Source organism: Bacillus sp. N13C7 (genome assembly GCF_026790065.1).
Taxonomy (GTDB): Bacteria; Bacillota; Bacilli; order Bacillales; family Bacillaceae; genus Bacillus.
On the sequence record NZ_JALAMO010000001.1, the window covers coordinates 424,359 to 444,155 of the forward strand.

Genomic DNA, 19,797 nt, shown 5'->3' on the forward strand with positions numbered 1-19,797 from the left:
ACCTCTTTTCTTTATTTAAGCGCTTTGGTAATTGTGTTGATATTGTGGCGGAACATTCCTTCGTATGTGCCTTCTTTTGTGCCTTTTTCACCCATGGCATCCGAATAGAGCTGTCCGCCGATTGTGACGGTATGGCCTTTTTCTTTAGCCCCTTCTGCTACTGCATTTATCGATTTTTCAGATACACTGCTTTCTACAAAAACAGCTTTTATTTGTTTATCCGTCAGGAGATTGACCAGTTCCTGAACATCCTTTAATCCGTAATCTGAATCTGTGCTGAGTCCCTGCAGGCCTTCCACCTGAAATCCATACTCTTTCCCAAAGTACGCAAAGGCATCGTGAGCCGTCACAAGCACACGGCTTTTCTCCGGAATGCGGGCGATCTCCTGACGCGCCCATTTATCTAAATATTCCAAATTCTCTTTGTACTCCTTGGCATTTTTCTGAAAATCTTCCTCATGCTCAGGCATCGCTTTGCTGAATTGAGCTTCGATTTCATCCACCGCATAGATCCATAACGGAATGCTGAACCAAACGTGGGGATCGTACGTCTTGCCTTCTCCGGCAGAAATAAGCTTGCTTTTCGGAATAGCCTCGCCGACTGCCGCTGCTTGTTTTTGTTCACCGATTTTTTGGAGAACGCCCTCCATTTTCCCTTCTAAATGCAATCCGCTGTATAAAACAACATCGGCTGACATTAATTTTTGTGTGTCACCTTGTGAAGCTTTGTAAAGGTGCGGATCGACTCCCGGTCCCATTAAAGAGGTGACTTTTACATGATTTCCTCCGATATTTTCAGCTGCATCGGCAATTTGGGATGTTGTTGCCGTTACCTGCAACCGCTGATCAGCCCTTTTTCCGGCTGAATCGGTTCCGCATCCCGTTAAAGCCATGCAAGCAAAAAGCAATGCCGCCATCAGTCCCTGTTTCATATTTTCCCTCCTCATTGCCATCAATGTCCGATTGTATTATTTTATGTTTTCATTTCTTAGACATGTGACATTTAATTAGACAAAAGCACATTTTATTTAGACGAGACAAAAAGTTTCTTTAGTGCAAAATTATCGCGTTTATCCACTTTTGTCAAGCTCTAATTGCACTAAAAAAAACCGGCTGCTGGCAGCAGCCGGTCCAAACGAGAAGGGATGTATTCAACGAACGCTTTTACTATAACAGCGCACTGGCGTTCTCTCAAACAGGCAAAATGCTTTTTTCTTACCCATGCTGCGTGAAAACATCCATTTTGGTCACGTATTTTCGCATAATGTCCTGGTTCACTTCAACCCCTAAACCAGGCTGGTTTGACACAGAAATAAATCCATTATCAATATGGATATCAGGAGTCACAATATCCTCATCCCAATAGCGGGAGGATGAGGAGATGTCTCCGGGTATTGTGAATTGCGGCAGTGAAGCAAGCGCTACGTTCTGGGCTCTGGAAATGCCTGTTTCCAGCATGCCGCCGACCCAAACCTGCATATGATGCTCTCTGCATAAATCATGAATTTTTAAGGCTTCTGTTAAGCCGCCGACACGGGAGGGCTTAATATTAATGATTTTGCAGCTTCCGAGCTCAATCGCCCGTCTCGCATCTTCAGCTGAACAAATGCTTTCATCAAGGCAAATGGCGGTTTTCAAATGTTTTTGCAAGTGGCGGTGGTCCACAATGTCGTCAGCTTGGAGCGGCTGCTCAATCATCATTAACTGATACTCATCGAGCTCCTTTAAACGGCTGATATCCTTGAGCTCATAGGAGGAATTGGCATCAGCCATGAGCGGGATGTTTGGGAATCGGCTGCGGATGGCCTTGACCAACTCCACGTCCTGCCCGGGCTGAATTTTAATTTTTATTCTTTGATATCCTTCTTTTTGATAGCTCTCAATTTCCTTCAGCATATCATCAAGAGGCGCCAGGCCGACAACCACCCCGGCAGGGACTTTATCTCTTGTCCCGCCCAATGCCTCGGCAAGAGGTATGCCCTTCTTTTTCGCATAGATATCCCAGACTGCCGATTCAAGTCCTGCTTTTGCCATCCGGTTTCCTTTGAAGCGCGCCAGACTGTCCGGCACTTCGGAAGGATGCTTAAATTCACGTCCGACAATATTGGGAATAAAAAAATCCTTTAACATATGCAAACATGTTCCAATGGTTTCCTCGGTGTACCAAGGCGAAGAGAACGCAGATACTTCTCCCCAGCCAGTGATACCGGATGTATCAATGGCTTCCACGATTAGAAATTTTCGTTCTTGAAGCGTTTCAATACTGTTTTTGAACGGTTTCTTTAAATTCATGCTCAAATGGTAAAGCGTAATTTTCTCTATTTCGATCATAGCAGTTCTCCTTTACGCGCATCCTTCAGCTGATTTCGCAAGAGCTTATTAGACGCATTGCGCGGCAGGCGGTCAAGGACAAAGAATTTTGCCGGAATTTTATACTTCGCCAAGCGGTCTTTGCAGTAGGCGGTCAACTCTTCTGCACTCACAGGCTTGTGAAGAACAAGATAAGCGTGGGGGACTTTCCCCCATTTCTTGTCCTCAGCACCTGAAACACCTGCTTCGGCTACAGCGGGGTGCGAGAGCAGCACTGACTCCACTTCAGCAGGGTAAATGTTTTCTCCTCCAGATATGATCAGATCTGAACGTCTGTCTAATACATATAAAAAGCCGTCGCTGTCCAAATACCCAAGATCACCTGTTTTAAGCCAGCCCTTTTCAAAGGATGCTTCGTTTGCGCTCTCCCGCTTAAAATAGCTTTTCATGACATTCGGGCCTTTGACCATGATTTCACCGTGTTCAAACGGCTTACACGCCTGACCGTCACGCTCTATTTTGATCTCGCATGAAAACAGCGGTTTCCCCGCAGATCCGAGCTTTTCCATACTGAATTCCGGCGACAGGGTAACAATTTGTGAGCATGTCTCTGTCATTCCATATGACTGAAAGACGGGGAATCCTTTCGCACGGCATTCCTCAAGCAATGGCAACGGTGCAGGGCCTCCGCCGAGCAGAATGCATCTGATCGATTCAGGACAGCGGCTCGTTTCTTCCAAAAGACTGGCCAGCATTGTCTGCACCGCAGATATCATTGTCACTTGATGTCTGTTGATAGAATCCAGTACATCGCTTACGGAAAAACGCTGGTGAAGCACGACAGCCATTCCGTAGATCACAGATTTAAATAACGCGGACAAACCGCTGATATGAAAGAGCGGCAATGCAATAAGCCAGCGGTCTTGTTCTGTTATACCCAAATTGAGCGCGGACGACACCGCACTGAAATAATGGTTTCCGAACGTTTGCTGAACCCCCTTGGGCTTTCCTGTGGTACCCGACGTATACATCAGCGTTGCCGTTGCATCCATATGCATATAAGGCTGGATCTCAATTTCCCCTGCGGCTTCTTTCATCAGTTCATCGACATCAATGGTTTGAACGATGTGCTCATAATCTTGTCTTTTAAAGCTTGAATCTGTCAGTAAAAAGCGGGCGCCTGAATCCTCCAGCTGAAACAGTCTTTCATGTGTTGACAGTTTTGTATTCAGAAGCACTGCTTTAACACCGAGCAAAAAACAAGCGTGAACGGCGTATACCATTTCTGCACGGTTTTGGAGCAAAATAGCGGCAGTGTCCCCTTTCCGGACCGAATGGGCAGCAAGCTGCGATGCCATCCGCTTAGACGCAGCCAACAATTCTGCAAATGTCACAGTTTGGTCTCCATAGATGAGAGCGATTCTCTCAGGTGTCAGCTGTGCCCGCTGCATGAGCCAGTTGGGCTGTTCTGTCAGCATGTCATCATCTCCGAGGTAAAATGTCTGTATTGAAAAGAAAACAGCTTGGACCGCAAAGTCTCAAGCTGTTGGTTTACTAAGTATTGCTGATCACGGGAAACGAGGGAACTGTCCGAAATCAGGTTTGCGTTTTTCCTTAAAGGAATCACGGCCTTCTTTTGCTTCATCAGTTGTGTAGTAAAGAAGGGTAGCATCCCCTGCAAACTGCTGAATCCCAGCAAGTCCGTCTGTATCCGCGTTAAACGCAGCTTTAAGAAAACGAAGTGCGGTTGGGCTTTTTTCAAGCATTTCTTCACACCATTTAATCGTTTCTTCTTCAAGTTGTTCCAAAGGAACCACAGTATTCACAAGACCCATGTCAAGCGCTTCCTGTGCGTTGTACTGACGGCACAGATACCAGATTTCACGGGCTTTTTTATGTCCTACGATTCGAGCCAGGTAGCCAGAACCGTAACCAGCGTCAAAGCTTCCCACTTTAGGGCCTGTTTGTCCAAAAATGGCGTTGTCAGCAGCGATTGTCAAGTCACATACGATGTGAAGCACATGGCCTCCTCCGATGGCATATCCGGACACCATCGCGACAACCGGTTTCGGAATGACGCGAATTAAACGCTGAAGATCCAGAACGTTAAGACGAGGAATTTGGTCATCTCCTACATAACCGCCGTGGCCGCGCACTTTTTGGTCTCCGCCAGAACAAAATGCTTTGTCTCCGGCTCCGGCAAGCACGATAACCCCGATATTTTGATCATCTCTTGCGTCAGCAAACGCGTCAATCATTTCAGCAACCGTTTTAGGCGTAAACGCGTTATGTACCTCAGGGCGGTTGATTGTTATTTTTGCAATACCATTATACGTTTCATACAATATTTCATCGTATGTCCGTTTTGTTTTCCATTCTGCAGCCATATGATGACCTCCTTTAATTCTCTATGCGAATGAGTCAGATGCTTGTCAAAAACTCACTCACTATTTTACCAAAAATTCGCGGCTGTTCCACATGGACCGTATGGCCGGCTTTTGGAACAATCTCTATTCTACTAGATGGAAGCTTCTTATGCACCTCTTGATTAATGGTGCAAAATTTTTCGTCCCACTCCCCGCAGATCAGCAGTGCAGGCACGGATATTTTTTCCACACGGCTCCACAAGGAAGGCTGCGAGCCGGTGCCCATTCCGGTTAAGCTGTTTGCAAGACCAATCTTATTGTTTCGCAGACGGCCTGACCGTATTCTGTGCCGAATATCATCAGCCAGCTGCTGCTGGGATGAAAACAGAGGGATGCTCTCCCAATACTGCACAAATGCTTCGATTCCGTCACGCAAAATAAAATCAGCAAGCTTCCGGTCTCTCATGATCCGTTCCCGCCGTTCCTCAAGCGTTTTGAGCCCCGGCGTTGTGCTTTCAAGCACAAGTGCCGATACCCGTTCTGGATATGCTGCCGCAAAAGAATAAGCAAGCCTCCCTCCCATAGAATACCCAATCAATTTCACTTTGTGAAGTTTTAACTGATCAAAAATCTCGGCAAGGTCAGAAACTTGCCTGCTTGTGCTGTATCTTCTTCCATTCAGCGGGGCATCGGTTTCACCATGCCCTAAACAATCGATTTTGATCAAACGGGAATCAGGCAGCAATCCAGCAAGAAAACTCCATGATTGTTTGCTGCCGGTAAACCCGTGCAGACAGACGACGGCTACGGAAGCATTCGGCCCCTCGTCTGTCACAGCATATCGGACACCATCTGAAACTGTTATGTTTACAGTTCCCATTGTTTTTTCACTTCCTGCACAGCCTCATTCAGCATATCACGATGAAGCTGTACTCTTGATTGGCGATCCGTTTTAATTTCTATCAAATGCAGTCCGGGCTTGTCTGCCTGCGGCGCGTAAGCTGCTTTGAATTCATCCCATGATGCCGGGCATGAATACGTTCCGCCGTAAAGTGCGGACGCGTGCTTGAAATCCAGCCCTGTCGGCGTGCCGAACAAATCTTCAAAGTGTGCTTTTTCAGCCGCCTGAGGCAAAAATGAGAAAATGCCTCCGCCGTCATTATTCACGAGAATCACAGTAAGTGGAATGCCCAGCTTTTTGGCCGCCAGCAATCCGTTTAAATCGTGATAAAAAGATAAATCTCCAATCACGAGGGTGACAGGCGCTTTTGTTCCTTCACACACCCCCATGGCAGAGGAGACGACACCGTCTATCCCATTTGCGCCCCGGTTTGAATAAATCCGGAAAGGGCGGTCCTGCTTTTCAAAAAACGTATCAACATCCCTAATTGGCATGCTGTTGCCGACAAAGAGAGAGCTGTTTTCAGGCACAAGGTGCTGAAGAATGCGATAGAGATTGCCTTCAAACGAAACCTCTTCACTGCTGATTGTTTGCAGATGCTCTCGGAACCGTTCATTGACAAACTGCCACTTTTCCAGCCATTCTGATGATCTGGCAATGCCTGCAAGGCCAGCCATAATTGCTTCAGAAAAAGCAGACGCATTGCAATGAATCATGTGCGCACTTGCCTGTGTCGGGTCTCTCCACCCTCCATCCTCGTCAATCACTATCTGCTGAATCGCAGTATCATCCTTTAGCCATAAAAAAACCGGTTTTGAAACAGGCATCGGCCCAAAACGGATGACAACATCGGGACGCAGCCTCGCCTTCAGCTCATCATCTTTCAAAAATGAATCGTACGCATCAATGACAGTGCTTTTATCATGAACGCCGTTCCGCAGATTAGACAGCGGGTCCGCTAAAATCGGATACTGAAGCGTCTTTGACAGCGCAATAATGTTTTCCTTATCCGTTTCACTGTGAAGCTCTCCGCAGACGATCATTCCTTTTTCAGCCTCTGCCAAAAGCTCAGCAACATCAGAAAGAGATTCGCGGTCAACGGACTGCGTACCCGTTTTGACAGACACGTGACGGCCTGTTCTCATTCGTCCAAACGGCTCAGCTGATAGATCCGGCATCAGCGGCTCACGGAGCGGCACATTCACATGCACAGGCCCCATTGGGCGCTTTTGCGCTTCTCCGGCGGCGCGGCCGGCCAGCGTCCGAATATATCTCAGCATATGAGGAGACTCTTCTGGAAGAGCAGAGTCTGTGAAAAACTTAACAAAGTTACCGAATAAGAAGTGCTGATTAATAGCCTGCGGTGCGCCTACTTCGCGCAGCTCGTGAGGCCGATCAGCAGTTAACACAATAATTGGCACTCTTGAATAATGGGCTTCAATCACAGCCGGATAAAAGTTGGCCGCTGCTGTACCCGATGTACAGATCAAAAGCACGGGACGCTGCTTCGCTTTTGCCAGCCCTAAAGCAAAAAATCCGGCAGATCTTTCATCAATTTGCACGTGGACACTGATATCGGGATGAGCCGCTGCAAGAATAGCCAGCGGTGTAGATCTTGAGCCCGGGCAAACGACAGCGTCCGTGATTCCAGAAAGGGCGAATTCATCAATAAAACTTCCGATGTAATGTGTAATCGGGTTGGCTGTCATCGCCCCTCACCTCCTAATGCAGAGACCATCGGCTTTAATTTAATCTGCGTTTCTTCATATTCCGATTTCGGGTCTGAGTCTTCCACAATACCGCACCCGGCAAACAGCCTTGCTGTGCTCCCCTCGATCAGTCCTGAACGGATGGCCACCGCGAATTCCCCGTTATCATGGCTGTCAATCCAGCCGATAGGGGCTGCATACCAGCCGCGGGACATCGGTTCGATCTCTCTGATCACTTCGACAGCTTTTTTCTGAGGTGCTCCCCCAAGCGCCGGCGTAGGATGCAGTTTCTCAATTAAGTCAAAAAGTGAAGCAGACTCACGAAGCTGCCCGACAATCGGCGTATATAAGTGCTGAACGCTTTTTGTTTTGTACAATACAGGTTCGTCAGGCTTTTCAACGTCAGAACAGCTTGATACAAAAGCGTTATGGATCATGCCTACAACAATATCATGCTCCAGCAAATTTTTCTCATCGTTTAACAATTCAAGGCCGATACGGCGGTCTTCTTCTTCATCGGCGCCGCGCTTTATGGAGCCCGCCAGACAAGTAGACATGACAGTGTTGCCGTCTCTTTTGATCAGTCTTTCCGGAGACGCGCCGACAAAAGTTTTGCCTTCCTGTTCGATTGCAAAAACATAGCTTGTCTGCTGATCAGTCAAAAGCGTTTTAAGCACCGGTTCAATTTTAACCGGGCCTTCAAATGTAAGCAGCAGCTCTCGTGCAAGAACAACTTTATCATATTGTTTCTCTTTTATTTGGCTTGTTGCCGTTTCAATTGCCTTCAGCCAATCATCCTTATCCAGCTCTTGAGATGCTTCGATCACAGCCTGATTTCCCAGATCTAAATCAGGAACAATGAATTCGACTGCAAGAGCTTTTAAGCCTTCCAAAACAGCCTCTGCATCTTCTTCTCCGCTTACCCATCTGTTGACTGTTAAGAATGGGCCTTCAGCAGTCATTGTCAGCATAAGCGAAGGCACAAAGAAATCCCCTTCCGAGAAATGGTCCCATTGTGTACCTCTTTCTTCGCAAGGGTCAAAAGAAAATCCTCCGAATAACACAGGTCCCACTGCAGAATGCTGCAGCTTTTCTTCTTCATAAATATGAAAAGCCGTCTTTTTAAAGCGCTCCCATTGTTCAAAAACCTCGCGATACCGCTCGCTGCTTTTTTGATTTGTCTGGAAAACCGCTTCTTTGCCAAGACCGACTATTGTCAATTCACTTTCAGGATCTGACCAAAAAAATCGATTGCCTGTATATTTTTTTGCTCCGTAATTGAAAAATGATAGAGGGTCAAGAGACTCGATTTGTCTCGAATAGCTTATTAAGACAGCATGGTTGACTTCTTTGGCTTTATGTAATGCATGTAGAACTTCCTTTCGGAACATACGCTGCACCGTTGTCACCATGAGACATTCCTCCATAATCCTTAAAATGCTTTTAATACCATACACCTGTGTCTCCTTTGTGTCAAACACACACAGATCATGCAGTCCAAATGGCCTGCCCTACCTATTATAAACCTAATTTCAGAAATGAAAAAGAAACAAACCTTAAATTTCTTTCTCCACTGATAGCAAAGGTTGTATCCGCTTACCATTTAAGGGAAATATCCTATATTCCTCCATCCGTTATTTATGAAAGTTCTCAGGCGATCTGTTCATACTAAAGGTATGCATTACAGAGAAACGAGGCGATCACATTGCTTACCAAAGACCAGCTGCAGCATTTAAAAAATGAATTGGAACAAACGAAAAAAGATATCTTAAACCGTTTCAAAGACAATGACCATTTTCAGCTTAACTCAGCCTTTCCTTATGATTCGTGGGGTGAGCTTTCGGCATACGACAACCATCCCGGCGATCAGGCGACAGAACTTTACGAGCGTGAGAAAGACATCGCTCTAGACTTGCATGAGCGTGAGCATCTCCGCGACATTGAGCATTCATTGAAGGCGATAGAAAACGGTACGTACGGTATTTGTGAGGTCAGCGGAAAGGAAATCCCTTACGAACGTCTTGAAGCGCTTCCGACTGCTACAACGCTCGCAGAGTATTCATCACAGGATGTCGTTTCCAAAGACCGTCCGATCGAAGAAGAAACACCTTTCGGGCAATTTGAATTTGACGATGATGAAGAAATCAGGGCCCCTTATGACAGTGAAGATTCCTACCAGGACGTCGAAAAATACGGAAACTCGCAAACTCCGCAGGATATGGAAAACCCGCCGCTCAGCTATGATGATATGACGATGAATGCCGAAGAAAATATCGGCAATACAGAGTCATACGAAAATTTCATCGCTACAGATATCACAGGCAAAGAAATTACTGTCTATCAAAGCAGGGCTCATGAGCGTTATGAGGAAGAACTAGATGAAGAAGGAATCATGACAACATTCGGCGATCTCCACGCTGATTGAACCCCCGTATTGGGGGTTCTTTAACGTTTGCTGCATATGAGGGTTTGATCTTTTTTAAGATAAAGGGTAAGTATAATTGTAAAATAAATACATACGGAGGGTTCAAACATGAAGAAGATTGTCGGCACCATAGCGGTTTTTATCATTACATACGCGCTTTTCTCAGCCGCAAACTACCTATTTCCGATTGACCAAGAATGGTACAATTCATTGAAAAAACCGGACTGGACGCCAAGCGGATCTGTGATTGGCATTATTTGGGCCATCCTGTTTGCCTTGATCTCTCTTTCAGCTGCCATTGTGTTTGCTGCGTTTTCAGTAAAAGAAGCGAAAAGCTTTTGGATTACGCTTTTGATTAATTATGTGCTTAATCAGGCATTCAGCTTTTTTCAGTTTACACAAAAGAATTTGCTCGCTGCCTCGATTGACTGCCTGCTTGTCGCCATGACTGCACTCCTATTAATGATCGCAGCGAACAAATACAGCAGAGCCGCAAGCTATCTTCTGTTGCCTTATTTCTTATGGAGTTCATTTGCAACGTTCTTATCCTTTACAATCTATTCAATGAATGTGTAAAACCAAAAAGCCGCTGTAAAAGCGGCTTTTTCACATCATCGGTTTGATTCCCCAAATGTCTTTTGCATATTCCCGGATTGTGCGGTCGCTGGAAAAATACCCCGAATGGGCAATGTTTAAAATCGAGCGCTCAGACCATTTCGGCCGATCACGATAATCAGCTTGAATACGTTCATGGGCATCTGCATACGAACTGAAATCCTTCAGTACAAAATACTCATCATTATGCGGAAGCAGCGAGTCATAGATCGATTCAAATTCATCAGCTTCTCCTTCAAAAAAACCGTTGATCAGCTGTTCCACCACCTGTCTGATCCTGCGGTCATGCTGAAAATACTCCCTCGATCTATAACCGCCGTTTTCCTGATACGATAATACGTCATCCGCCTTTAAACCGAATGTATAAATACAATCAGGCCCCACCCGCTCAAGAATTTCAATATTTGCACCGTCATGCGTGCCGATCGTCAAAGCGCCATTCATCATAAACTTCATATTTCCTGTACCAGATGCTTCCTTGCTTGCGGTTGAAATTTGTTCACTCACATCGGACGCCGGAAAAATCCGCTCAGCCATAGAAACTCTGTAGTTTTCCAAAAAAACAATCTTAATCAGCTGTTTGACTGCCGGATCATAGTTGACCTTTTCTGCGACCGAATGGATCAGCTTAATGATTTTCTTGGCATAATGATAGCTTGGTGAAGCCTTTGCCCCAAAAATAAAGGTTTGCGGATAAATTGAAAATCCCGAGTCCTCTTTGAGGCGGTTATACAAATACATAATATGAAGAACATTCAGCAGCTGCCGTTTGTATGCATGAAGCCGTTTCACCTGAACGTCGAATATGCTGTCAGGATTCACAACCACCCCAGCCGTGCAAAAAATCAAATCGGCAAGCTCTTGTTTTTTCCTGCTTTTGTTGTATTGAAACTGCTCGATAAAAGCGGGATCAGAGGCAAACGGTTCTAATTTGATCAGTGATTCCGGCTGTTTCACCCATTCATTGCCGATCGCCTCTGTAATGATGGCAGACAAGCCGGGATTCGCTTTTAACAGCCAGCGCCTGTGGGCAATTCCATTCGTCTTATTGTTAAAACGATTCGGGAACAGTAAGTGAAAGTTGCGCATCTCCCTTTCCTTTAAAATATCAGAATGAATTTTGGCAACGCCGTTTACACTGTAGCTGCCTACGATGGCAAGATGAGCCATTTTGACAACACCATGCGCCGTAATCGCCATGTCCTCTATTCTTTTCCAATCTCCAGGATATTTTTCCCAAACCGCTCGGCAAAATCTTTCATTGATCTCTTCAATAATCATATACATTCGCGGGAGCAGCGGCTTAAACAAATGAATCGGCCATTTCTCAAGCGCTTCTGACAATGTCGTATGATTTGTATAAGAAATCGTATGTACGGTAATGTGCCAGGCCTCTTCCCAGCTCATGTTCTCTTCATCGAGCAAAATCCGCATCAGCTCAGGCACCGCAAGCGCAGGATGGGTGTCATTAATATGAATGCTTATTTTTTTATGCAGGCCGGATAAAGATTTATTCGTTTTTCGGTAATTGTTTACAATGCTTTTTAAGCTTGCGCATACTAAGAAATACTGCTGCTTCAGCCGCAAAATTTTCCCCTCATCATGGGTGTCATCAGGGTATAAAAACTCAGAAACAGCTTCTGTTTCCCGCTTATAAGCCAAAATATTGCCGCCATGATAATGCGCATAAGGCTCGGCATTCCAAAGCCGCAACGTATTGACGGTGCCCGTTTCATAGCCGATGATCGGAATGTCATAAGGAACGGCGGTAACGATTGTTGCTTGTTCGTGTCGAAAATGCAGATGCCCGTTTTTTTCAGTCATATGCACCTCGCCCCAAAACGGAACGTCAACCGCCTGATCAGCATTTCTCACTTCCCACACATTCCCGTTTTTAAGCCATTGCTCAGGCAGCTCCACTTGATGCCCGTCAACGATTTTTTGCTCAAATAAGCCATGCTTATAACGAATCCCCATTCCGTGCCCCGGCAAATTCAACGAAGCCAAAGAATCTAAAAAGCAAGCAGCCAAGCGCCCAAGCCCGCCGTTGCCAAGGCCTGCATCGCTCTCCACCTGAAGGATCTCTTCTAAATTGATGCCAATTTCCTTCAAGCCTGCTTCTACAACCTCACGAACGCCAAGATTCATTAAATTTTGTTCAAGGAGCTGACCGAGAAGAAATTCGATCGACAAATAATACGTCTGCTTCCCGGAATTGGACCTGCTCTTTTCATTCGTCTGGATCCAATCAGCGCTGATATACTCTCTGACCATATTGCCCAACGTTTTATATTGATCAAGCTTGGCAGAGTCTTTAAAGCTTTTTCCGCACGTCATTTCCAGACGCTTTAAAAATAAGGCTGCAAAGCGTTCTTTACTCGAGAACATCCCGTCCACTCCTTGTCACATGCTCGAAAATGCGCTGATACTCTTTCGCTGACTGCTCCCAGCTGTAATCTCCATTCATTGCGGTCTTCATGATGCTCTTCCATACATCCTTTTGGCGATAAAACGACAGCGCTCTCTCAATCGTAAATTTCAGATCATGCGCATTGAAGGCAGAGAACGTAAATCCATTCCCCGTTCCCTCCTTCTCCTGATAAGAACGGACAGTGTCATAAAGCCCGCCCGTCTCTCTGACAATCGGAATGGCGCCATATTGGAGAGCAATCAGCTGGCCTAAGCCGCACGGCTCAAATTTTGACGGCATCAGAAACATATCAGAGCCCGCATAAATTTGATGGGCAAGCGGCTCATCAAACCCAATATACGCCCGGCATTTGTCATGAAAAGCAAATTCTGCATACCGGAAATAATCTTCAAATTCACGTTCCCCTGTGCCCAGCACAATCAGCTGTATGTCCTGCTCATCAAGAAGTTCGTGCATAATTCTGCGGACAAGATCAAGTCCCTTTTGTTTAGTGAGCCTTGTCACCATACTGATCAGCGGAATATCGCTTCGCTCTGGAAGCCCCATCCTCTGCTGAAGCTTGGTTTTATTTTCTTCCTTGCATGTGAGATGATCCGAATCGTAATGCGCCTCTATATAAGGATCGCTCTTCGGCTGGTAGAAAGAATCATCAATGCCATTTAAAATGCCGGTTAAGTCATTTTCTCTATATCGCAGAACCTGCTCCAGCTGTTCACCATAATAAGGCGTCAATATTTCATTTCTGTAAGTAGGGCTTACAGTTGTCACATGATCTGCCGCAATGATGCCCGCCTTCATAAAATTAACAAATCCGTTGCATTCTAACCTTTCATAATGAAAATGATCCATCTTAAGACCAAGCAAGTCATGGGTGACATCAGGAGGAAATATGCCTTGAAACTGCAGGTTGTGGATCGTGAGCACGCTTTTCATCTGTTCATAAAAAGGATGTTTTCTGTACTCCTCTTTCAGTAAATAGTTGACCATCGCTGTATGCCAATCGTGAGTATGAACAATATCGGCTTGAACATTCACAGCTTTGGCGGCCTCCAGTACAGCTCTTGAAAAAAAGGCAAACCGCTCACCGTCATCATAATGCCCGTACAATGAATCCCTGCTGAAATAATACTCATTGTCAATGAAGTAATAATTCACATCATCTTCAGCCATATGTTCAATTCCGCAATATTGCTGACGCCAGCCGACGGCAACCGTACACTCTGCCTTTTTTTTCATGCGCTTTTTCCACAGCTCAGGTATTTGGCTGTACTTCGGCAGCATCACAGCAACTTCATTGCCTAATTCCGCAAGTGCCTTTGGCAGAGCGCCGGCTACATCAGCAAGACCTCCTGATTTAACAAATGGGGTGCATTCAGACACAGCAAATAATATCTTCAAGAATTCATCAGCTCTCCTTGCACCAAACCTTTTCTTAATACAAGCGGATGGTCAGCTGTTCCCGCAGCCTCAGTCGCATTTCCGATTTTAACATCCTTATCAGAAATGACCTGCTCAAGCAGACAATCCTCGCCAATCTGCGTTTTCTGCATAACAATGCAGTTTTTCAGCTTCGTCCCCTTTCCGACATGGACCGCCCTGAACAAAATGCAGTTTTCAACCTCTCCTTCAAGCACACAGCCGTTTGCCACCAAGGAATTTTTGACAGTGCTATGTTTTCCGTATTTCGTCGGCGGCTCATCCTTTACTTTTGTATAGATCGGCTGCTGCGGCAAAAACACCTGCTGCCAAAAACGAGGCTGAATAAGCTCCATACTGTGGGTATAATACTTTTCCACCGAATCAATGACAGCAGCATAACCTGTATATTCATAAGGACAAATGGTCAAGGAAGCTGATTCCTTTTCAACAGCCTCCTGAATGGTTTTATAGCCTTTCTCACTATGTCCGTAGATCAGGTCCTTCAAAAGCGCTGTAGACATGATATAGATTTGCAGCGACTGGCCGTCCTGAAATACCTCGGTAATGTCACAGCCAACCTCTTGATGGCGTTTCAGCACAAATTGAAATTGGATGTTGCACACGGTATGGCTGTTGGTGATAACAGCATATTGCTGTGTGCTTCTGTGGAAGTAGTCTAGATGGTCCGAAAACTGGCGAAAGGAACCGAATTCATCGTATTCGTGATGAAGATGCGGAGACGGGAAAAAAAAGAGGCCGTCTTTTTTTCGATGCAAATCCCACTCCTTACCCGCTCCAAGATGATCCATAAGCGAACGATAGCGATACTTCGGAAAAATGGCAACACTTCTAATATCTGCGTTCACCATGTTGGAAAGCATAAAATCAATCAGACGGTACCTTCCGGCAAAAGGGATGGCACCAAGCGACCGCTGTGCCGTTAAATCCTGAAGAGAATGCTTATATGTGGTTTCATCTATAACACCTAACATTTGATTATTGAACAATGGCTTTGCCCCCTCTTCAGTATTAAATCAATTCTTTTTCTACAAAATCCTCTGAAACGAGCAGCACCTCCTGAATGTCTTTTTCGGATCGAATCACTGTGCCATCCGGAAGCACAAGACCCTTAGGAACGATGGCATTTTCAATCACTACATGCTCGCCGATCGTCACATCCGGCATAATGACCGATGATGTGACAGACGCATGCTTACCGACAGTCACACCTTGAAAAAGAACAGAGTGAGACACATTTCCATACACAACACACCCTTCGTTCACAAGCGAATCATGAACCTGTGCGTCAGATGAAATAAATTGCGGTGGCTGATTTGGATTGACGGAGTAAATTTTCCATTTGCGTTCAAACAGCTTGAGCTCCGAGTCTTCCTTTAACAAATCCATATTGGCCTCCCATAAGCTCTGAACAGTTCCGACATCCTTCCAATATCCTTTAAACGGATAAGCGGAAAGCTTCTTTTTCTCCTCCAAAAGCAGAGGAATAATATCTTTGCCGAAGTCGTGGCTTGAATAAGGGTTCCGGTCATCTATCTCAAGGTACTGTTTCAAAAGCGGCCAATTGAACATATAAATGCCCATTGAGGCAAGATTGCTCTTAGGGAATTTGGGCTTTTCATCAAAATGTGTAATCGTCCCATCTGCATCGGCCTTCATGATGCCAAAGCGGCTTGCTTCCTCCCAGCCCACCTCGATGACAGAGATCGTTACATCCGCTTTCTTTTCAATATGAAAATCAAGCATTTTGCCGTAGTCCATTTTGTATATGTGATCTCCTGATAAAATCAGCACATACTCAGGATCGTACTGATTCAAATAATTAAGATTTTCATAAATGGCGCTTGCCGTCCCTTTATACCATTTGACTTCTGATGACTCGGCATAAGGGGGTAACACCGTCACGCCGCCATTATATCTGTCAAGGTCCCATGCACTGCCGATTCCAATATAGGAATTCAGCTCAAGCGGCTGATATTGCGTTAAAATCCCGACTGTATCTATACCTGAGTTGGAGCAGTTGCTGAGCGTAAAATCTATAATCCTGTATTTTCCCCCGAAAGATACAGCCGGTTTGGCCATATGTTTTGTTAATCCGCTGAGACGGCTGCCCTTTCCGCCGGCAAGGAGCATGGCTACACATTGTTTTTTGATCATTTTATCTCTCCTCTTTTTTTAACCGCCCGTAAAATCGAAATGCCGTAAGGGGGGATGGTCATCGTGATATAAAACGGTTTATGATGAAGCGCTCCCTTTTCAGCCGTTAACGGCTTCTTATTGATTTGTCCTGAGCCTCCATATGTTTCACTATCGCTGTTCAGCACTTCGATGTATTGGGTTAGAAAAGGAACACCAACATCATATTGATGATAGACCGAGGGTGTAAAATTACAAATGATGATCAGTGCCTCACCGTGCCTTTTGCCATAACGAATAAAAGAAAAGATCGATTGTTCATCATTATGGACATCAATCCATTCAAACGACTGGGCATGATGATCATGTTCATAAAGGATTTTGCTTTTTTGATAAAAGCGGAGAAGATCTTGCGTAAAAACGCTGGCTTTCTGATGCATGGGGAAGGAGTCCAAAAACCAATCTAGCTGCTCTGTGTCTTTCCATTCATCAAATTGGGCAAATTCTGATCCCATAAAAATCAATTTCTTTCCGGGATGAGCTGTCATATATCCGAGCAAAAGCCGATACTGGGCAAATTTCTGCCAGTAGTCGCCAGGCATTTTATGAAGAAGTGATTTTTTTCCGTATACAACTTCATCATGAGAAAATGGCAATACAAAATGTTCGCTAAACGCATACAGCAATGAAAAAGAAATAAGCTCGTGACGATAACGCCTTTCTTCCGGCGGCGTCTCCATGTATGTCAGCACGTCATTCATCCAGCCCATATTCCATTTAAAATGAAAACCGAGCCCCCCTTCCTCAACGGCACCCGTCACTTGAGGCCATTCTGTAGAATCTTCCGCAATCATCATGACATGCGGAAAAGTCTCTCTCATGGTTTGATTGAGTTTTCTTAAAAATTCAACAGCATATGGATTCGTATGGCGTTCATCCTGATTTGGCCAATACAGGATATTAGCCACTGCATCAACCCTAAATCCATCTATATGATAGATTTCGGCCCAGTACAACGCATTAGAAATTAAAAAACTATGAACTTCCGGTTTTCCCAGGTCAAAGTTTGCTGTGCCCCATAGCCAGTTCTCCCGATCACGTTCTTCTTGATATTCATAAAGGGGCTCTCCATCAAACATATAAAGGCCATGTGCATCTTTACAAAAATGTCCGGGAACCCAATCCAGAATGACTCCGATGTTTTCTTGATGGCATTCATCCACAAACTGCATCAAATCATGCGGCGTGCCAAACCTGCTTGTGGGGCTGTAATATCCCGTACCTTGGTACCCCCAAGAACGGTCATAAGGATGCTCATATATCGGAAGAAGTTCAACATGGGTAAACCCATGCTTTTTAATATAAGGGATAAGCGACTGACTTAATTCTTGATAGGAGTAATGCCTGCCATCAGCATGTTTCTTCCACGAACCGAGATGAAGCTCATAAATAAAAACAGGCTTCTCATATACCGTCTTAGCCTTTTGTTTCTTTTGCCATAATTGATCTTTCCAGCTGTACTCACCCAGATCGTAAGTAAGTGACGCTGTATTGGGCCTGACTTCTGAATAAATAGCATAAGGATCTGCCTTCAGCCTGATCTCGCCGCTATTCGTCACGATTTCATACTTATATCGTTCCTTTTCTCCCAAACCTGGAATAAATAACGTCCAGATGCCGCTATCGCTTACTCTGTGCATCACATGCTGTTCTCCTGCCCAGCTGTTAAAATCCCCTGCCACTCGTACTTCTGACGCATGAGGCGCCCACACACAAAATTCATATCCGCTTTGGCCATTCAGCTCGCGAAAATGCGAGCCAAACAGCTGATAGCTTTTAAACAGACTGCCTTCGTGAAAAAGATAAACATCATGTGCTGTCGGGCTGGCAGCGGCCATGTAATCATCCTTTCTGACATCATAGTTTTCATTTATAGTATTTATTCGAAGAAATAAAAAAAAGCCCTTTCATGAAAGCGCTTATACTTATTGACATTTACCTTCATTTTCCGAAGAAAAACGAAATATATGGGGATTTTTGTTGTCTATTTATAGAATAATGGATGAAATCTAAGACATATGATAATTTATAAAAAATAAAAAAACCCTGCATTTTCTGCAAGGTTTCTGGATGACCCGTACGGGATTCGAACCCGTGTTACCGCCGTGAAAGGGCGGTGTCTTAACCGCTTGACCAACGGGCCGATAGTTGAGAGCTTATCTATCTGTAATCATATGGCGGAGAAGGAGGGATTTGAACCCTCGCGCCGCTTACACGACCTACACCCTTAGCAGGGGCGCCTCTTCAGCCACTTGAGTACTTCTCCAATATGGCTCCACAGGCAGGATTCGAACCTGCGACCGATCGGTTAACAGCCGATAGCTCTACCACTGAGCTACTGTGGAATGTAAAAGTCATGGTGGGCCTGAGTGGACTCGAACCACCGACCTCACGCTTATCAGGCGTGCGCTCTAACCAGCTGAGCTACAGGCCCACGACAATATGGAAATGGAGCGGGTGATGGGAATCGAACCCACGACATCAGCTTGGAAGGCTGAGGTTTTACCACTAAACTACACCCGCAATGTTTATTTGGGGCGATTGATGGGAATCGAACCCACGAATGCCAGAGCCACAATCTGGTGCGTTAACCACTTCGCCACAACCGCCAAAATATATATTGATAAATGGTGGCTCGGGACGGAATCGAACCGCCGACACACGGATTTTCAGTCCGTTGCTCTACCAACTGAGCTACCGAGCCTAAGTATTTAAATGGCGGTCCGGACGGGACTCGAACCCGCGACCTCCTGCGTGACAGGCAGGCATTCTAACCAACTGAACTACCGGACCATATTGAATTATTTTGGTTGTACCCTTCAGGCACTCCTTATTTCATTCATAAAATTTGGTTGCGGGGGCAGGATTTGAACCTGCGACCTTCGGGTTATGAGCCCGACGAGCTACCGAACTGCTCCACCCCGCGATGATTAAGTTGTATATGGCGGAGGAAGAGGGATTCGAACCCCCGCGGGCTTTGACACCCCTGTCGGTTTTCAAGACCGATCCCTTCAGCCAGACTTGGGTATTCCTCCGTATAGTGGTGGACCTTGTAGGACTCGAACCTACGACCGGACGGTTATGAGCCGTCTGCTCTAACCAACTGAGCTAAAGGTCCATTGGTAGCGGCGGAGGGGATCGAACCCCCGACCTCACGGGTATGAACCGTACGCTCTAGCCAGCTGAGCTACACCGCCAAATATTTATTGAAACCAAGTGGAGCCTAGCGGGATCGAACCGCTGACCTCCTGCGTGCAAAGCAGGCGCTCTCCCAGCTGAGCTAAGGCCCCAAGAATGGTCGGGAAGACAGGATTCGAACCTGCGACCCCATGGTCCCAAACCATGTGCTCTACCAAGCTGAGCTACTTCCCGATTTCATGTAGATCATGGCGCGCCCGAGAGGAGTC

14 protein-coding genes and 14 tRNA genes are annotated in these 19,797 nt (G+C 45.7%); 2 read left to right on the forward strand and 26 right to left on the reverse strand.

Annotated features, from left to right (window positions below; all coding sequences use genetic code 11):
• Positions 1-11: 11 nt before the first annotated feature.
• The 7 genes from MOB98_RS02160 to MOB98_RS02190 all read right to left on the reverse strand — a co-directional run bounded on the left by MOB98_RS02160 (position 12) and on the right by MOB98_RS02190 (position 8,698).
• Positions 12-932, reverse strand: coding sequence for a metal ABC transporter solute-binding protein, Zn/Mn family (locus MOB98_RS02160; RefSeq protein WP_268360296.1), 921 nt, complete (start codon positions 930-932; stop codon positions 12-14).
• 283 nt (positions 933-1,215) lie between these two features.
• On the reverse strand, positions 1,216-2,331 hold the full coding sequence (gene menC, locus MOB98_RS02165) for an o-succinylbenzoate synthase (RefSeq protein ID WP_268360297.1): 1,116 nt from the start codon (positions 2,329-2,331) through the stop codon (positions 1,216-1,218).
• Positions 2,328-3,788 carry an o-succinylbenzoate--CoA ligase gene (locus MOB98_RS02170; protein WP_268360298.1) on the reverse strand — a complete coding sequence of 487 codons (1,461 nt, stop codon included), beginning with the start codon at positions 3,786-3,788 and terminating at the stop codon, positions 2,328-2,330. The genes menC and MOB98_RS02170 overlap by 4 nt, the downstream gene beginning before the upstream one ends.
• Before the next feature lie 90 nt (positions 3,789-3,878).
• Positions 3,879-4,697, reverse strand: coding sequence for a 1,4-dihydroxy-2-naphthoyl-CoA synthase (menB, locus tag MOB98_RS02175; RefSeq protein ID WP_268360299.1), 819 nt, complete (start codon positions 4,695-4,697; stop codon positions 3,879-3,881).
• Between the two features lie 34 nt (positions 4,698-4,731).
• Positions 4,732-5,556 carry a 2-succinyl-6-hydroxy-2,4-cyclohexadiene-1-carboxylate synthase gene (gene menH / locus MOB98_RS02180; RefSeq protein ID WP_268360300.1) on the reverse strand — a complete coding sequence of 275 codons (825 nt, stop codon included), beginning with the start codon at positions 5,554-5,556 and terminating at the stop codon, positions 4,732-4,734.
• Positions 5,544-7,286, reverse strand: coding sequence for a 2-succinyl-5-enolpyruvyl-6-hydroxy-3-cyclohexene-1-carboxylic-acid synthase (menD, locus tag MOB98_RS02185; protein ID WP_268360301.1), 1,743 nt, complete (start codon positions 7,284-7,286; stop codon positions 5,544-5,546). Before menD ends, menH begins: the two co-directional genes overlap by 13 nt.
• Positions 7,283-8,698, reverse strand: coding sequence for an isochorismate synthase (locus MOB98_RS02190; protein WP_268367248.1), 1,416 nt, complete (start codon positions 8,696-8,698; stop codon positions 7,283-7,285). Before MOB98_RS02190 ends, menD begins: the two co-directional genes overlap by 4 nt.
• A gap of 293 nt (positions 8,699-8,991) precedes the next feature.
• Here MOB98_RS02190 and MOB98_RS02195 point away from each other — a divergent pair, with 293 nt between their 5' ends.
• Positions 8,992-9,711 carry a yteA family sporulation protein gene (locus MOB98_RS02195; protein ID WP_268362838.1) on the forward strand — a complete coding sequence of 240 codons (720 nt, stop codon included), beginning with the start codon at positions 8,992-8,994 and terminating at the stop codon, positions 9,709-9,711.
• A gap of 108 nt (positions 9,712-9,819) precedes the next feature.
• A complete protein-coding gene (locus MOB98_RS02200; RefSeq protein WP_268362839.1) occupies positions 9,820-10,287 on the forward strand; it encodes a TspO/MBR family protein in 468 nt (155 codons plus the stop codon).
• Between the two features lie 30 nt (positions 10,288-10,317).
• On the opposite strand, the gene glgP is transcribed toward MOB98_RS02200, so the two are convergent.
• From glgP to MOB98_RS02295, 19 genes are all read right to left on the reverse strand, one after another.
• Complete coding sequence (gene glgP / locus MOB98_RS02205) at positions 10,318-12,714, reverse strand: glycogen phosphorylase GlgP (RefSeq protein ID WP_268367247.1); 2,397 nt, start codon at positions 12,712-12,714, stop codon at positions 10,318-10,320.
• Entirely contained in the window at positions 12,701-14,155 is a 1,455-nt protein-coding gene (gene glgA / locus MOB98_RS02210; RefSeq protein ID WP_268367246.1) for a glycogen synthase GlgA, read from the reverse strand. The genes glgP and glgA overlap by 14 nt, the downstream gene beginning before the upstream one ends.
• On the reverse strand, positions 14,152-15,183 hold the full coding sequence (gene glgD, locus MOB98_RS02215) for a glucose-1-phosphate adenylyltransferase subunit GlgD (protein WP_268362957.1): 1,032 nt from the start codon (positions 15,181-15,183) through the stop codon (positions 14,152-14,154). Before glgD ends, glgA begins: the two co-directional genes overlap by 4 nt.
• Positions 15,184-15,205: 22 nt before the next feature.
• Positions 15,206-16,348 (reverse strand): glucose-1-phosphate adenylyltransferase, encoded by a 1,143-nt coding sequence (locus tag MOB98_RS02220; RefSeq protein WP_268362959.1) that lies wholly within the window; start codon positions 16,346-16,348, stop codon positions 15,206-15,208.
• Positions 16,348-18,228 (reverse strand): 1,4-alpha-glucan branching enzyme, encoded by a 1,881-nt coding sequence (glgB, locus tag MOB98_RS02225; RefSeq protein ID WP_268362955.1) that lies wholly within the window; start codon positions 18,226-18,228, stop codon positions 16,348-16,350. Before glgB ends, MOB98_RS02220 begins: the two co-directional genes overlap by 1 nt.
• Before the next feature lie 233 nt (positions 18,229-18,461).
• A tRNA-Glu gene (locus tag MOB98_RS02230) sits at positions 18,462-18,533 on the reverse strand.
• A gap of 32 nt (positions 18,534-18,565) precedes the next feature.
• A tRNA-Ser gene (locus tag MOB98_RS02235) sits at positions 18,566-18,656 on the reverse strand.
• A 4-nt stretch (positions 18,657-18,660) separates the two neighbouring features.
• A tRNA-Asn gene (locus MOB98_RS02240) sits at positions 18,661-18,735 on the reverse strand.
• A 12-nt stretch (positions 18,736-18,747) separates the two neighbouring features.
• Positions 18,748-18,824: transfer RNA gene (locus MOB98_RS02245), tRNA-Ile, on the reverse strand.
• A 15-nt stretch (positions 18,825-18,839) separates the two neighbouring features.
• Positions 18,840-18,913: transfer RNA gene (locus MOB98_RS02250), tRNA-Gly, on the reverse strand.
• A 10-nt stretch (positions 18,914-18,923) separates the two neighbouring features.
• Positions 18,924-18,999, reverse strand: a tRNA-His gene (locus MOB98_RS02255).
• A 19-nt stretch (positions 19,000-19,018) separates the two neighbouring features.
• Positions 19,019-19,094, reverse strand: a tRNA-Phe gene (locus tag MOB98_RS02260).
• A 12-nt stretch (positions 19,095-19,106) separates the two neighbouring features.
• Positions 19,107-19,183: transfer RNA gene (locus MOB98_RS02265), tRNA-Asp, on the reverse strand.
• Between the two features lie 56 nt (positions 19,184-19,239).
• Positions 19,240-19,316 (reverse strand) — tRNA-Met (locus MOB98_RS02270).
• Positions 19,317-19,332: 16 nt separating this feature from the next.
• Positions 19,333-19,425: transfer RNA gene (locus MOB98_RS02275), tRNA-Ser, on the reverse strand.
• Positions 19,426-19,431: 6 nt separating this feature from the next.
• A tRNA-Ile gene (locus MOB98_RS02280) sits at positions 19,432-19,508 on the reverse strand.
• A gap of 2 nt (positions 19,509-19,510) precedes the next feature.
• A tRNA-Met gene (locus MOB98_RS02285) sits at positions 19,511-19,587 on the reverse strand.
• A gap of 20 nt (positions 19,588-19,607) precedes the next feature.
• A tRNA-Ala gene (locus tag MOB98_RS02290) sits at positions 19,608-19,680 on the reverse strand.
• 5 nt (positions 19,681-19,685) lie between these two features.
• Positions 19,686-19,762, reverse strand: a tRNA-Pro gene (locus MOB98_RS02295).
• Between the last annotated feature and the right edge of the window lie 35 nt (positions 19,763-19,797).

What these genes read in the sequence shown, in the direction of transcription:
- MOB98_RS02200 (WP_268362839.1), top strand. Translation starts at nt 9,820, where the DNA reads ATGAAGAAGATTGTCGGCACCATAGCGGTTTTTATCATTACATACGCG.
- menC (WP_268360297.1), bottom strand. Translation starts at nt 2,331, where the DNA reads ATGATCGAAATAGAGAAAATTACGCTTTACCATTTGAGCATGAATTTA.
- MOB98_RS02160 (WP_268360296.1), bottom strand. Translation starts at nt 932, where the DNA reads ATGAAACAGGGACTGATGGCGGCATTGCTTTTTGCTTGCATGGCTTTA.
- menH (WP_268360300.1), bottom strand. Translation starts at nt 5,556, where the DNA reads ATGGGAACTGTAAACATAACAGTTTCAGATGGTGTCCGATATGCTGTG.
- glgP (WP_268367247.1), bottom strand. Translation starts at nt 12,714, where the DNA reads ATGTTCTCGAGTAAAGAACGCTTTGCAGCCTTATTTTTAAAGCGTCTG.
- MOB98_RS02170 (WP_268360298.1), bottom strand. Translation starts at nt 3,788, where the DNA reads ATGCTGACAGAACAGCCCAACTGGCTCATGCAGCGGGCACAGCTGACA.
- menD (WP_268360301.1), bottom strand. Translation starts at nt 7,286, where the DNA reads ATGACAGCCAACCCGATTACACATTACATCGGAAGTTTTATTGATGAA.
- menB (WP_268360299.1), bottom strand. Translation starts at nt 4,697, where the DNA reads ATGGCTGCAGAATGGAAAACAAAACGGACATACGATGAAATATTGTAT.
- glgB (WP_268362955.1), bottom strand. Translation starts at nt 18,228, where the DNA reads ATGGCCGCTGCCAGCCCGACAGCACATGATGTTTATCTTTTTCACGAA.
- MOB98_RS02190 (WP_268367248.1), bottom strand. Translation starts at nt 8,698, where the DNA reads ATGGTGACAACGGTGCAGCGTATGTTCCGAAAGGAAGTTCTACATGCA.